Genomic DNA, 13,958 nt, shown 5'->3' with positions numbered 1-13,958 from the left:
CGTGCTCGGCGTCGTCAGCACGGACCAGCTCGATGCCGCGTACGCCCCGGTGGCGTTCGCCGCCCCGCCCGGTGGCGTGTTCGGCCCGGTCAGGACCCAGTACGGCTGGAACGTCGGCAAGGTGATCCAGGTCATGCCACCGGCCCCGGCCGTGTTCGACCAGGTCAAGGACAGCCTGCGTCAGCAGCTGCAGCTGGATCGCCAGCTCACCACCTGGCGGGACTGGATGGCCGGCGCCATCCGCAAGGCCCACGTCAGGTATGCCGACGGTTACCGCCCCGCGGATCCGGACTCACCGCCGCAGGTCAACGACGCCGCCAGCGCTTCTGTCCCGGCCCAGCAGCCCACCGCGCCACCGTCGGCGGGCGGCCGGTGAACCGGGAGCGGGACCGGGGACCGGCCTCGAGCCCACAATGGTGATCTCCGTCATCGTCCAGGCCGGCCTCGGTCTGATCGTGTTCGCGATCGGGCGGTGGGGGTACGGCAACGCCGAGGCCCTCGTCCACGTCCGGCCGTCCGACGACGACCGGGAGCGCCGGGTACGGGTGGCCCGCCGCGGCGCGGCCGCCTGCCAGGTGGCCGGGGCGCTCCTGGCACTGACGAACCTCCTCCTGCTGTTCTGAGAAGGTTGTCCTGAAAAAGATCCCCCACGCGGCCGGGACGCCCGGGGAACGCCTTCCCGGGCACCGGGGAACGGAACATCCCGGGCCCGGGAACACCGTGGCCCCGAACGTCCCGGCCGCGTCGAATCCCGCGGCTCCCGCCGGACTAACCCTTCCGCAGGTGGTTACGCGTCGACTCGGTGAGTAGCATGATCGCGCCGATCACGAACGCGAAGAAGACCAGGACGGCCTCCCAGTGGGCGCCGGCGGCCAGCACGATGACCGCCACGACGGCCAGCACCTGCAGCACGTGCTGGGCCCACCATCTGCGCAGCAGCAGCGCCGCGAGCGCGGCCAGGATTGCGGTGCCCACCCCCAGTGCGAGCAGGTCCTGCGGCTGTACCTGCTCGGTCGTGCGGACCGTGCCCTCGCCGAGCCGGTCGCTCAGGTCCTGCGCAGTGCGCTGGTCGGGGTCGCCGGCCAGCGCGTCCATCCCGGCCCACAGCGTGGTGAACCCCACGATCAGCCAGCACACGACGGCCACGCCGAGCAGCGCCGGGAAACCGCCGGGCCGACCGGCCGCGGCGCTTCGCACGGTGTCCCCGCTCGCTCCCGTCGGGCTGCTTTCCGCCGGGGCGCTTTCCGCCGCTGCCTGCGGCCGTTCCCCGCCGACGCGGTCGGGACGCGGACGCGGCCGCGTGGCCGGGGTGTCACGGTGCCGGGGTGGAGCTGCCATTGCCGTTCCTTTCCTCCGCCGAGGAACGAAAGTAACAGCCGGCCATGGCGCGGTACCGGGTGAAGTATTCCTATCGAGGTATCTAAACACCCCGCACGAGCGATGAGACGCGCGCCGGGCCGCAATAGCTTCTGTGGCCTGGCACACGATACGGGCCGCTGACCAAGCCGCTGTTCCCCGTCTACCGCGATCTTGTCGAGGGCAAGGACGCGGTGGTCTCCTGAAAGCCCGGAAAGGCGCGAGCTGATGATGAGGAAGGCAAGGGCCACCAGCCACGGCCCGGACGGCGTCAACGGCGTCAACCGAGGTCACACCGGAGAGATGACTGACATGCGTATAGTGATCAACCGCAGCAGGTGCAGCGGCCTGGGTATGTGCGAGTCGATAGCCGAGGACGTGTTCGAGGTCCAGAAAGACGGCACTCTCCGTATCCTGATCGAGGACGTCGACCCCGCCCGCCGTGAGGAGATCCAGAGCGCGGTGGATGCCTGCCCGACCGAGGCGCTGAAAATCGTCGACTGACAGCCGCGCCGGTTCACTGCGCTGGTTCGCCGCGCCGGTCCGCCGTCCGGGTGCGCGTAACCCCGCGGGCTGGCGGCGACGCGGCCCGCGGCGGGAACGGGCCGCCGGGACGCCCGTCACCAGTGCCGGGACCTGCTGAAGCGCCGGGCGGGCTGAGCCCGGCGGGGAGCCCGCGCGGCCGGTCACGGCACACCGGTCACGGCACACCGGTCACGGAGCAGGACGGCGCCGCGGACGTCGTCCTGCTCCAGCGCGTGGCCGGCTCTTCCGTGCCGGCGGTGACCTGTGTGCCGGCGGTGACCTGGCGGCGATGGACGCGGCACCCGGCCCGTCCCGCCCGCGCCGCCTCGCTCGCCGACGCGGCCCACCCGGCCGTGAAGGCACGGGAGACGTTAACCAGGCCCGGCCCACACGCTCGGCGCGGCCCGTGGCCCGCGCGGGCCTCATGGGCCCATACCCTGGAGGAGCATCCTTGACAGGGAATCCAGGACGATTGCCCGTGCCCCCGGCGAGCGGGGGACGGCCATATTGACCGCAGGCTTCCTCGACCGGGGCTGACATGCCGCGGGGTCATGCCGCGGGGCCATGAGGAAGGACACGATGACGTCGAACGGGAGCGGAACCGAGGCGGCGGCCTCACGCTACGCCGACTACGCCGCGCGCAGCCGGACCACCCAGCAGCACATCCTCGACGCCGCCGTCCAGGTCCTGATCGAGTCCGGCTACAGCGGCGCCTCCACACTGAAGATCCAGGAGCGCGCGGGAGTCAGCCGCGGGCGGCTCCTGCACCAGTACCCTCACCGGGACGCGCTCCTGGTCGCGGCCGTACAGCACATCGCCGAGGTGCGGATCTCCTCGACCCACGATCCCGCCAGCTGGCCCCGCTCGCCGCACGACCGCGTCGAGGCCGCCGTCGACGCGGTGTGGTCGACCTACCATCAGGGCTACTTCTGGGCGGCGACCGAGCTCTGGCTGGCCGCACGTTACAACGCGCGCCTGGCCGAGGCGCTCGTGCCCAGGGAGTCCGCCCTCGGCAACGTGATCAGGGCGGAGATCGACAAGATGTTCGGGCCCGAACTCGTCCGGCGCCCCAACTACACCGCTCTTCGCGAGATGCTCAACACGAGCATGCGCGGGGTCGCGCTGACATACTCCTTCGACCCGCGCGACCCGCTCACGGATCCCCACCTCAAGGTGTGGAAGTCACTGGCCCGCCGGGAGCTCGGACTCGACACCTGACGCGTGCGGGACGACGCTTGGCGCATGCAGAACATGCAGAACATGCAGAACATGCAGGACCATATATGACATGCAGGACATGCAGGACAAGGCCGCATGTAGGGCAAGGCGGGGGGCTCCTCGCCCATGCCGTCCACCGTCGCGGCCCACACGGGTTCATCGCCGGCCTGCGGGCGCGTCGCCGTGTTACCCGCGCCACGGCACACTTGCGAAGCGGCGGTCGTGGTCAGGGCCGGCCGGGAGGTCACTCCGGCGCAGCTGCGCGAGTTCCTCAGCGGCAAGGTCGCCGAGTGGTGGCTGCCGGAACGCCGGGCCTTCGTCGAAGGGATCCCGCGTATCTCCGTCGGGAAATTGGATAGGTGATTGGATAGGTGAACTGCGCGGCTGCGGATCCCGCTGTTGCCCGGCTCGTCCGTCCCGCATGCCGACGCGGTGGATGTTCCCTCCTTGGAGAGGGCAACAGTCCCCTGGCGAGAGATGCGGCCCGGCGCGCGGAAAGGCAGGATCTGTTCCCGGTACGCTGCCCGGCCCGGCTGTTCCCGGCGGCGTGCGCACCGGATATTCCTGGTCGGCACCGGTACCACTGGAAGGGCGCACTGGAAGTGCGTACCAGAAGGGCTCACCAGAAGGACGTGGTATGCCCTTCGGGGGATGTGGTATGCACGTTTTTGTTCGACGGGGCGCGTGCCGTACCGCGGAGATCATGATGGGCGAAGAAATTTATTCCGTATTCAGTGGCGGCCTGGCTTCAGATGGTCTGGGGCGACCGGCCCGGAACAGAAGGTGATCAGACCATGACGTCTTCCCGCCCGCGTCTTGTCGTGGTGGGCGCTTCCCTCGCCGGTCTGCGCGCCGTCGAGGCCGCGCGCCGCCACGGCCACGACGGCCCGGTCACACTGGTCGGCGCGGAGGAGCATCTGCCCTACGACCGGCCGCCGCTGTCCAAGGCGTACCTGGAGCCGGGGGAGCCGCCCGCCGTGGCGTACCGCGACGAGTCCTACCTGCGCGAACAGCTCGGTGTCGAGCTGCTGCTCGGCCTGCCCGCGAGCGCGCTGGACACCGAGGCGCGGACCGTCCTGGTGGGGGAGCGCCCGATCGGCTACGACGCGCTCGTCATCGCCACCGGCGCGCGCGCCCGCCAGCTGCCGGCGGGCGAGCGGCTTGCCGGCGTGCACACGTTACGGACGCTCGACGACGCGCTGGCGGTGCGGGCCGCGCTCGACGCGGGCGCGCGGACCGTGGTCGTCGGCGCCGGGTTCATCGGCTCCGAGGTCGCCTCCGGCGCGCGCCGGCGCGGGCTGCCGGTGACCATCGTCGAAGCACTGCCCACCCCCCTCGCCCGGGCGGTCGGCACGCGGATGGGGGCCGCCTGCTCGGCGCTGCACCAGGCGCACGGCACCGACCTGCGCTGCGGCGTCGCGGTCGACACCCTCCTGGGGAACGGCCAGGTCGAGGCCGTGCGGCTCGCCGACGGCACGGTGCTGCCGGCCGACCTGGTCGTGGCGGGGGTCGGGGCGAGCCCGCAGACCGACTGGCTGGCCGGCTCGGGCCTCACGATCGACAACGGTGTGGTCTGCGACGAGACGCTGTGGACCGGCGCCCCCGGCGTCTACGCGGCCGGCGACGTCGCGCGCTGGCCCAACCCGCTGTTCCCCGGGCACATGCGAGTCGAGCACTGGACCAACGCCGCGGAGCAGGGCACGCTCGCCGCCACGAACGCGCTGAACCCCGACGAGGCCAAGCCGCACGAGAGCGTCCCGTACTTCTGGTCGGACTGGTACGACCACCGGATCCAGTTCGTCGGCGTGCCGCGGGCCGACGAGGTCCAGGTGGTGTGGGGCAGCGTCGACGAGCACCGCTTCGTCGCCCTCTACCGGCAGGGCGACCGGCTCACCGGCGCGTTCGCCGTCAACGGGATACGAGAGATCATGAAGTATCGGATACAGATCGGCCGGCGTACCTCCTGGGCGGACGCCCTGGCGTTCGCGGCCGGCCGGCCGGCCGCGGCACCGGCGTCCACGTGAACGGGCTGGGCCTGCGGGTCAGGGGCGCAGCGCGTGCAGCACCATCGACTGCGCCGTGGTGATCAGCGTTTCGAGCGGCCCGCGGTCGGGATGCCACCACTCGGCGGCCCAGTTGAGGGCACCGAGCACGAGCATGCGGGCCAGCAGGGGATCGACGTCGGGGCGTAGCTGGCCGCTGGCCTGCAGGGCCGCCACGAGCTCACGCCAGATGTCGTTGTAGGCGGACACCTCCGCGAGCGCCCGCCGGCTGATGGCCTCGGGCAGCTGGTTGGCGTTACGGATGATCGCGTGCGAGTAGGCCGAGATCTCCAGTTCGTGACGCAGGTGCGCGGCCACGGCGGCGGCGATCCGCTCGGACGGGGTGGCGTCGGACGGCAGCGCGGCGAGAGCCTCCTCGAGATGCGTCCGCATCGCCGCCGCGCCGACGAACATGACCTCCTCGATGAGGTCCTCGCGCGACGGGTAGTAGTAGTAGATCGCCGGTGCCTGCACACGTGCCTGTGCGGCGATGTCCGACAGCCTGGTCCCGCTGAAGCCCTTGCGGCTGAGCACCTCCGCGGCCGCGTCCAGCAGCCGGCCGCGGGTGCGCGAGGACTTCGGCGTGGTCGCAGCCTTCGGCGTGGTCGCCGTCCGTCCCTCGCCCCCGGCGGCGTTTTTTGCCACGGTTCAATAATAGGCTGCTCCAGCGCCGCGTCCCGCGGATGAGCCGGCAGCTGACGGTGCCCCGCCATCGGCCGGTGGCCAAGCCGGCGACAGCGCGGCGACAGCGCGGCGACAGGGTGACGACAACGCGGTGACAAAGCTGTGACGGGGCGCGGCTGTCGGAGACCGGGGTTCGTCGGGTGGGGTTGTTCCGGCGCGGCGGGCACGTGGGGGAGGGTGCGGCCACGCGCCCGCCGTGCGGTTACAGGATCTCGATGCTTGAGATCTTCCAGTGGCCGGCCTGGTTCTCCAGGATAAGGCCGAGGTGTGCCGGGCCGGAGGAGTTGGACTGCTGCGCCGACGCGCTCTTCGCGGCCTGGTCGGCCAGCACCAGCACGTCCGCGCGGCTGCCGTTGAGCGCTGTCACGCCGATGGCGCGGACGGTCGTGGTGACGGTGACCCCCCGGGTCGGGGCCTGCTGCAACAGCGGCCGGTAGAGCTGTTCGTACTGGTCGGTCGCGCGTCCGGTCAGGGAGTCCTTGGCGGCCTGCTCGGTGGTGGCGACGTTGCCCGGGTTGACCGTGAAGACCGTCTCCACGACCTTGCCGATGTCCTGGAGCAGGGCTGTCGTGGCGGCGGAGTCGACAAAGGCGTCATTGGTCGACACGGGATGACGGCCGGCCCGGTCCGCGTGCACGCCCAGCGCGACGGCCGCCGTGACCGCGGCCGCCAGGCCCGCCACGAGAGCCACGAGGACCTGGACGCGGGCGAGCGTGGGAACGGCGGGCGCGGGCAGCCGCCGCCGCCCGCCGCCACCGGGTGCGCCCGGCCCACCGGTGGCCGTCTCCAGGGCGGGCCCGTCCTGGTCCTCTCCGCCGGGGCTCTTCCCGTGGGGGGACGCCTCGGGGACGGCGGCCGCCTCGGACGCGTCAGGCGCACTGGACACGCCGGGCGTCCCGGATATGGCCAGCTCGGAGGTGGCCAGCTCCGATGTGGCCAGCTCCGGTGTGGCCACACCGGACACGGCTGAAGCGTCCGGCACGCCCTCCCCGGCCTTGTGATCGACAGCGGGGTCGACGTCATGGTCGATGTCGTGGCCGGCCGTGAGGCCGGCATTGCCGTCGCTGTCGCTGTCGTGCCGCTGTCGATGAGACGACCGCCGCCCCGGTGCGGACGGATGCGTGCTGGCCCTGCCGGTCCGGGAACGGTGAGCGGATGTCACAGGGGCGTCCTTATGATCATTGAGCGGCCGGGTGATGTCATGTCCCCGCCGGGAGCGTCTGGATGGAGCTGAGCTTCCAGCCGCCGGCTGTCCGTGTCACCTCGCCGGTCAGGCGGGTGCGCTCGGTGGTGGCCGGCTGTCCTTCGGGGACCGAGCGGATCTCGATGACCGCGATCACCTTGGCGGTGCCGGCGCCACGGTCGAACGCGACGAGGCCGCCCTGGATGAGCCGCGCGGTGCTGACGGTCCTGGTGTCGATGATCGTTTTGGTGATCTCCGCCCGTTCCTGCTGGACCTTCTCCTGAAGCGGGCCTGTCGAGGCGTTGGCCCAGCGGTCCAGGCCTTCCGCCGGCTGACGGTAGTCCACCGTGTTGAATATGACCATGCTGTTCTGCCCGGCGGCTGTCGCGGCATCGCGGTCGGCCGTGAACGCCGCCTTCGCGTTGTCGCTGGATCTCGCCTGGCTCCACCAGCGCGCCCCCTGCCAGGCGGACGCGGCCAGGGCGACGGCGAGCAGGCCCGCGAGCGCGAATCCCGCGATCAGGCGCACCCGGGGATAACGGGGCGCCGGGTCGTCCCGGCGGGCCCGGCGCGCCCGCCGCCGGCCGCCGGTGGGGCCGCCGGGCCGCGCCGGGTTCTCACCGGCCCCGGGGTGGCCAGCGGGCTGGCCCGGGGCCTGGTCCGCTACCTCTACCGGCTCCCGTTCCTGGTCCTGTACCTCTACCGGCTCCCGTTCCTGCCGGATGGTGGTGCCGCCCTCCGCGTCCTGGTCGTGGCCTTCGGCCTTCCCGTTGCCGGCGGTCCTGCGCGCGGTCAGTCGAAGCGCCATGACCGATGAGCCCTCCTGCCTGCCTGGCTGGCGACCGTGCTTTCGTACGCATCGGTCTGTTCAGCCGGTGTCGTGCCGACGCCGCGGCGTCCTCCGCCGGAGCCCGCCGTCCGTCCGGGGACAGCGAATCCTGAAAGTAGTCCGCTCCGCCCGTCAGTGGAATCTCTCTTGCGGAGAAGTTCCGCCCTTCTATGGGGTGACTGCCGACGGCGCGTGACGAGCCGCGGCATCGGCCGCAGCGGCCGTGGGAGCCGGGTGCCGAATCATCCGCGTGCCGGCGCGCGGGCCGGCTGCCAGGCCGCTTCCCGGTCCGGCGCGGGCTTTACGGCCCGTTCTCCCCGCCGGCCGGGGAGCCGGCGTTCCGGCTGTTATCCGGGTACCCGCTTCCGGGCCGTCGACATATTCAGCAGTTTTGTCAACAATAGTGATTGTTGTTTATTTGTTGATTGTCATTTACGGTGCCGTGTGATTTTTTGGCACCGTCATCCCGTCCCGTCACCCGTCTCATCACCTGTCCCGGCGCCGTTCAGCCGGCGGTGCCAGGACGGGTGTTCGCAGGGGAGACGCAGGTGGCGGGGTGTCGTCGGGGTGTCGTCGGGGTGGTGTCAGGGCATCGCCCGGACATCTGCTGTCATGGTGCATCCGGGGGTGGTGGGGCCGAGCCCCCCTGGTAGGGTGTGCTTTCCCCCTGTCCCACCCCAACGGGTAGGTCAATTCCTCCCCGGGGATGTCGCGACCATGCTCCCGCTGGAATAGGTTCATGGGCCAATAAAGATCCAATCCGTCTGGTGAATCTGGTACGGCGAGGTTCCGTACTCCGGTGAGTGCCTGAAAGCAACGGGAACCCGTTGACGACGGCACGGTGGGCCCGCGAGCACGATGCACCGCCGAGCTGATGCAGGGAGACAGATGACGCACCAGGTTGCGACCGGGCCCAGCCATCACCGCTCACGTTCCCGTCCCCTCGCCGCGAGTGTTATGACGAGGCTTCCACCGCTCCTTCAGCGCGTGGCCATCGACGTCGGGCAGAGCGGGCAGTTACTCGCGCAGCTGACGACCACGGCGGTACGCCAGCCACACGGGTACTGGGGGAGCACCCGCGACGAGATGTACGCGATGCTGCGCTTCTGCTGGCTGCCGTGCAGCCTCGCGGTCGGCGGCTTCACGTTCCTCATCGCGAACTACGCGTACGACCTGCTCAGCCTGCTCGGCGGGCAGAGCCGGATAGGCACCTACTTCGTGATGGCGAGTCTCCGGGAGATCTCGCCGTTCTGCACCGGGATGGCGGTCGCGGGCGTGATGGGCACGGCCATGACCGCGGACCTCGGCGCCCGGCGTATCCGGGAGGAGCTCGACGCGCTGAAGGTGCTCGGGGTCGACGCGACGCGGATGCTGGTGCTCCCCCGGGTGCTCGCCATCACGATCATGACGGTGGCCTTCACGATCATCGGTAGCGCGCTCGGCATCATCATGGCCATGATCTCCGCGACCGTGCTCGGCACGACGTCCGCCGGTGGCTACTTCGGCAGCTTCCTAGCGAGCCTGACCGCCCCTGAACTGGTCGGCGTTCTGATCAAGTCCACGCTCACCGGCCTGTTCATCGGCATCGTCTGCGCGCAGAAGGGGCTCACCGTGCGCGGTGGGTCGGAGGGCGTCGGGCGGGCCGTCAACGAGGCGGTGGTGCTGTGCTTCGCCGCCGTGTGGGTGATCAACTTCGTGGTGAACGCGACGATGCTCGGCCTGAACCCCGACATGCTGGCGAACCGGTGAGAGGCGTCCGACGATGACCGTGACCGACGAGCGGAAAGAGGCCGCGCCGGAGCCGGTAAGCAGCGGTGGCGGTGGTTTCGGCTCCTACAGCAGTGACCAGTCGCTGGTGAACGACCTCGGTGAGATCGCCAGGTTCGCGGTCGCCTCCGTGCGTCGTCTGCCGGGTGTGCGGCACTACGGCTCCGAGGTGCTGCGCCAGGCCGGGATCATGATTCTGTCCAGTTCCGGGATCATCTGGTTCATGATGGCGATGCTGGCCGCGGAGATCTCGCTGGAAGGCCACTATCTCCTCAGCCAGCTGGGCGCCGGCGGTTACACGGCGGTGTTCACCTCGACCGGTGACTACACGGTCGCCCCCGAGATGTGGGGATGGATCCTCTCGGCGAAGGTCGCCTGCGGGCTGGTCGCCGAGCTCGGCTCGATGCGGATCAGCGAGGAGATAGACGCGCTGGAGGTCATGGGCCTCGACTCGCACTCGTATCTCATCAGCACCCGGCTGCTCGCGGTCGTCATCGTCACGCCGTTCATGTTCGTCGCGGGCACCGGGATCATGTACTACGTCAACTACGTGCTGAACGTGCACGTGTTCCACAGCGTGTCCGCGGGCGGGTACCTCTCCGTCTTCTGGGCCTTCCAGACCCAGCAGGACCTGCTGCTGTCGCTGCTCATGGGCGCGACGATGGGAATCATGATTGTCCTCGTCGGCTGCTACTACGGGTACACGGCCAGTGGCGGTCCGGTCGGGGTCGGCAAGAACACGGCGAAGTCCATGGTGATCAATCTGGTCATCGTCAGCGTGATCGGGGCGGTGTTCCAGCAGATGTTCTTCGGGTCGCTGACACGCGCGCCCATCGGGTTCTAGGGCGGTCCGGCAGATGCCCGACCGTGTGGGTGGCGCCCACCTCGACCAGCACCCGTCAGACATGGCCCGACCGGCCGGCGGCGACGCGCGCCGGGTTCTCTTACGCCCGGGATTCCTGGAGGAAAGGAGCGGTGAATGTCCACGAGTGACGACCTCGTAGGCGGGAACGTCGATCCGTGGCTGTCGGTGAGTGAGCCGGACCCGCCGGGCCACGAGCCGGATCTCACCCACAGCGTGCAGATCCGCAACGTGAAAAAGGCGTTCGGCTCGTTCCACGTGCTGACCGGGCTCAACCTGGACTTCGCGGACAACGCCATCACCACAGTCCTCGGCCCCTCCGGTACCGGTAAGAGTGTGCTGCTGAAGCACATCGTGGGCCTGCTCGAGCCCGACCACGGAGAGGTCGTCGTGTTCGGGCAGGACATCTGGAGCGTCTCCGAGCGGGAGCGGCAGGAGATCCGCAAGCGGTTCGGCGTCCTGTTCCAGGACGGCGCGCTGTTCGGCTCGATGAACATCTACGACAACGTCGCCTTCCCGCTGCGCAAGCACACGAACAAGAGCGAGACGGAAATTCGCAAGATCGTGATGGAACGGCTGGAGGAAGTCGGTCTGACACGGGCCGTCAACAAGGCTCCGGGCGAGGTCTCCGGTGGTATGAAGAAGCGCGCGGGTTTCGCCCGCGCGCTGGTGCTCAACCCGAGCGTCGTCATGTTCGACGAGCCGGACTCGGGTCTGGACCCGGTGCGTACGAGCCTGCTGAACGACCTGATCCTCAAGCTGCACGCGGAGCACGGCGGTACCTACATACTGGTCACCCACGACATCCGGACCGCGCGCAAGGTAAGCGACTACGTGGGCGTGGTGTGGAAGGGGAAGCTCGTTCACTACGGCGAGACCGAAGAGGCGTTCAACTCCGAGCTGCCCTTCGTCCGCCAGTTCCTGTCCGGTGACTCGGTGGGCCCCCTGGGGATGGACTGAATGATATCCCGACGACTGGTCGTCATCGCGGCGTTGGTGGCTGCCGCCGTCGTCGGCGGCAGCCTGCTCTGGCGCACCGACGAGGGCTACGAAGTGACAGTGGTGATGCCGTCGGCGGCGCAGCTCGCCAACGGCTCACCGGTGTGGATCAACGGTTTCAGCGCGGGGTCGGTCAGGAGCCTGGAGGCCAAGAACGGCAAGGCGGTCGTCACCGTCTCCCTGGCCGGCAAGTACGCACCCCTGCATGACGGCACCACCTCGCGGGTGGAATGGAACTCCGCCATCGGCGAACGCATGCTGACGCTGTATCCGGGGCCGGCCGCGAACGCGCGGATCCCGGAGCACGGCATCATCGAGAGCGAGTCCAAGCAGATCGAGGTCGACCAGGTCCTCGCCGCGCTGGACAAGCCGACCCGGGACAGGGTCAACTCGCTGCTGACCGAGCTGAACCACACGGTGGACGGCCGGGAGCCGGACCTCAACGCGACGATCAGGAGCGCCGGCTCCAGCGTGCAGGCGCTCGGGGAGATCCTGCAGGCGGTCGGGCGTGACGGCCCGGCCATCCGCGAGCTGGTCACCCAGCTCCAGCAGATGATGGCGATAGGCGCCGACCACCGCCAGCAGCTCGCCTCGGTGGTGAGCGACCTGACCAGCGTGACCGGTGCGGTCGCGAACCAGCAGCAGCAGCTCTCCGAGGGCCTCAAGGAGCTGCCGTCGACGCTGCAGACCGCGAAGGGCACCCTGGACCGGGTCCCCAAGGCGGGGGAGCCGACCATCGCGCTGCTGCAGGACCTCCGGCCGGCGACCGGCAGGCTGCCGTCGGTGGCGAAGAACCTCAGCCCGGTGCTCACCGAGCTGCGCCCCAGCCTCGCCCAGCTGCGTCCCACGGTGGTGTCGGCGCAGGCGCTGCTGCGGGAGACGCCCGGTCTGCTCGACAACTCCCACGAGGTCGTCCCGCCCGTCACGCAGCTGGTGAACAGCCTGCAGCCCGCGGTCGCCTTCCTACGCCCATACACCCCTGAAGGGATAGGGATGTTGCACAACTGGGGCCAGGCCTTCGCCCCGTACGACGGGCAGGGGCACCTGTGGGCAGGCCTGCTCGCCCCGGGCACCAACATGATCGACGAGAGCGTGGTGCAGCCACCGGGGTCGCGCCGTGACCCCGAGCCGTATCCCGGGGATCCGGTCGACCAGCCCTGGACGGACGCGACCGGGAGCGGGATCCGATGAGCGCCGGTGGATCGGGCCGCAGACGGCCCGTGGTCATCGCGCTGGTGGCGGCGGTGGCACTGGTAGCGGGCATCGTCGTGTGGACCTCGGGGGACGACGACGCCGTCGAGGTGACCGCGATGTTCGACGACGCCAGCCCGCTGGTGCCCGGCAACACGGTCAAGGCGTCCGGGGTGGACGTCGGCACGGTGCAGTCCATCAGCCTGGCCGGCGGCCGGGCGCGGGTACGCATGAAGGTGGACCGCAGCGTGCTGCCGCTGCACAAGGACGTGCAGGTGACCATCACCACGCAGGACCTGCTCGGTGAACGGTTCATCCTGCTGGAGCGCGGGTCGCCGTCGGCGCCGGTGCTCCCCGAGCCCCTGGTGATCCCACAGACCCAGACCAACCGGGTGGTGGACCTGCAGGACGTGCTCAACGCGGTGGACACGCCGACCGCCTCCGCCCTCGGCGCGCTGCTGACCAGCACCGGCGAGGGCCTGAAGGGGCAGGGCAAGCAGGCCGCGGACGCGATCACCGCGCTGGAGCCGGCGATGACACAGGCCAAGGACCTCGCCGCGATCCTCGACCAGCAGAACGAGCTGCTGACCAAGCTGGTGGACGACGCCCAGCCGGTGGCGAACGGGCTGGCCACCGACAACGGGCAGAGCCTCGACCGGCTGGTCGGGTCGGCCACGGACACGCTCGCGACCGTGGCGGCCAACCGCAAGGCCCTGCAGGACTCCCTCGTCCGCCTGCCGGGGACCATAGCCAGTGCGCGCGGCACGCTCGCGCAGCTGGCCGGTGTCGCCGACCCGGCGACCCGCACGCTGGCGTCGCTGCGCCCGGTCACCGACGACCTCAGCGACATCACCGGTGAGCTGCACCGGTTCGCCGACGCAGCCGACCCCGCGCTGGCCTCCCTGCCGCCGGTCCTCGACCGGGCCAGCACGCTGCTGGACGAGGCGGCGCCGCTGGTGAAGGCACTGCGCCCGGCCACGCCGGACCTGCTCGGGGTGTCGGTGTCGGCGCGGACGCTCTCGGAACAGGCGCTGAGCCTGCGGCTGACGAACCTGATGGAGTTCGTCAAGGGCTGGTCGATGGCGACCAGTGACTACGACGCCATCAGCCACTACTTCAAGGCGATGCTCCCGCTGTCGCCGAAGGTCCTGGGGCAGACCGTCGGCGGGCTCGTGCCCGGGCTGCCGGACGCGCCGGTCCCCAGCCTGCCGCTGCCCGCGCCGCCGGAGCTGCCGCTGCCGGGCAAGACCAACGCGCCGGCGGCGTCCGCGCCCGCCAACGGCGGGCGGACCGGTGCCGCCG

General features: G+C 70.3%; 15 protein-coding genes. 11 read left to right on the top strand and 4 right to left on the bottom strand.

Annotated features, from left to right (window positions below; genetic code table 11):
* Both NBW84_RS15565 and NBW84_RS15560 read left to right on the top strand, forming a co-directional pair.
* A partial coding sequence (locus NBW84_RS15565) for a peptidyl-prolyl cis-trans isomerase (RefSeq protein ID WP_250285466.1) occupies positions 1-376 on the top strand: 376 nt, incomplete at its 5' end.
* Between the two features lie 37 nt (positions 377-413).
* Positions 414-623 (top strand): hypothetical protein, encoded by a 210-nt coding sequence (locus tag NBW84_RS15560; protein WP_250285465.1) that lies wholly within the window; start codon positions 414-416, stop codon positions 621-623.
* Positions 624-768: 145 nt separating this feature from the next.
* On the opposite strand, the gene NBW84_RS15555 is transcribed toward NBW84_RS15560, so the two are convergent.
* The gene (locus NBW84_RS15555) at positions 769-1,338 is read right to left on the bottom strand and encodes a hypothetical protein (RefSeq protein WP_250285464.1); all 570 of its coding nucleotides are present in this window, start codon (positions 1,336-1,338) and stop codon (positions 769-771) included.
* A 246-nt stretch (positions 1,339-1,584) separates the two neighbouring features.
* Here NBW84_RS15555 and NBW84_RS15550 point away from each other — a divergent pair, with 246 nt between their 5' ends.
* The 4 genes from NBW84_RS15550 to NBW84_RS15535 all read left to right on the top strand — a co-directional run bounded on the left by NBW84_RS15550 (position 1,585) and on the right by NBW84_RS15535 (position 5,123).
* Positions 1,585-1,860 carry a ferredoxin gene (locus NBW84_RS15550; protein ID WP_250285463.1) on the top strand — a complete coding sequence of 92 codons (276 nt, stop codon included), beginning with the start codon at positions 1,585-1,587 and terminating at the stop codon, positions 1,858-1,860.
* 600 nt (positions 1,861-2,460) lie between these two features.
* The gene (locus tag NBW84_RS15545; RefSeq protein WP_250285462.1) at positions 2,461-3,099 is read left to right on the top strand and encodes a TetR/AcrR family transcriptional regulator; all 639 of its coding nucleotides are present in this window, start codon (positions 2,461-2,463) and stop codon (positions 3,097-3,099) included.
* A gap of 222 nt (positions 3,100-3,321) precedes the next feature.
* On the top strand, positions 3,322-3,462 hold the full coding sequence (locus NBW84_RS15540; protein WP_250285461.1) for a hypothetical protein: 141 nt from the start codon (positions 3,322-3,324) through the stop codon (positions 3,460-3,462).
* A 431-nt stretch (positions 3,463-3,893) separates the two neighbouring features.
* Positions 3,894-5,123, top strand: coding sequence for an NAD(P)/FAD-dependent oxidoreductase (locus NBW84_RS15535; protein ID WP_250285460.1), 1,230 nt, complete (start codon positions 3,894-3,896; stop codon positions 5,121-5,123).
* 18 nt (positions 5,124-5,141) lie between these two features.
* On the opposite strand, the gene NBW84_RS15530 is transcribed toward NBW84_RS15535, so the two are convergent.
* The 3 genes from NBW84_RS15530 to NBW84_RS15520 form a co-directional block, all read right to left on the bottom strand.
* Positions 5,142-5,786 carry a TetR/AcrR family transcriptional regulator gene (locus NBW84_RS15530; protein WP_250285458.1) on the bottom strand — a complete coding sequence of 215 codons (645 nt, stop codon included), beginning with the start codon at positions 5,784-5,786 and terminating at the stop codon, positions 5,142-5,144.
* Between the two features lie 241 nt (positions 5,787-6,027).
* Positions 6,028-6,987 carry a hypothetical protein gene (locus NBW84_RS15525; protein WP_250285457.1) on the bottom strand — a complete coding sequence of 320 codons (960 nt, stop codon included), beginning with the start codon at positions 6,985-6,987 and terminating at the stop codon, positions 6,028-6,030.
* Positions 6,988-7,024: 37 nt separating this feature from the next.
* Complete coding sequence (locus NBW84_RS15520; RefSeq protein ID WP_250285456.1) at positions 7,025-7,816, bottom strand: hypothetical protein; 792 nt, start codon at positions 7,814-7,816, stop codon at positions 7,025-7,027.
* Positions 7,817-8,794: 978 nt separating this feature from the next.
* Here NBW84_RS15520 and NBW84_RS15515 point away from each other — a divergent pair.
* From NBW84_RS15515 to NBW84_RS15495, 5 genes are all read left to right on the top strand, one after another.
* Positions 8,795-9,586, top strand: coding sequence for an ABC transporter permease (locus NBW84_RS15515; protein WP_250285455.1), 792 nt, complete (start codon positions 8,795-8,797; stop codon positions 9,584-9,586).
* A gap of 13 nt (positions 9,587-9,599) precedes the next feature.
* Positions 9,600-10,448 (top strand): ABC transporter permease, encoded by an 849-nt coding sequence (locus tag NBW84_RS15510; protein ID WP_250285454.1) that lies wholly within the window; start codon positions 9,600-9,602, stop codon positions 10,446-10,448.
* 135 nt (positions 10,449-10,583) lie between these two features.
* Positions 10,584-11,426, top strand: coding sequence for an ABC transporter ATP-binding protein (locus NBW84_RS15505; protein ID WP_250285453.1), 843 nt, complete (start codon positions 10,584-10,586; stop codon positions 11,424-11,426).
* On the top strand, positions 11,427-12,656 hold the full coding sequence (locus NBW84_RS15500) for an MCE family protein (RefSeq protein WP_250285452.1): 1,230 nt from the start codon (positions 11,427-11,429) through the stop codon (positions 12,654-12,656).
* Positions 12,653-13,958: MlaD family protein (locus tag NBW84_RS15495; RefSeq protein WP_250285451.1), on the top strand; the 1,306-nt coding region annotated here is incomplete at its 3' end. The genes NBW84_RS15500 and NBW84_RS15495, both read left to right, overlap by 4 nt.

Source organism: Protofrankia sp. CiP1_Cm_nod2, from assembly GCF_920664355.1.
Classification (GTDB): Bacteria; Actinomycetota; Actinomycetes; order Frankiales; family Frankiaceae; genus Protofrankia.
Note: the sequence above shows the minus strand (reverse complement) of the source record. Positions and strands in the feature narration are given on the sequence as shown.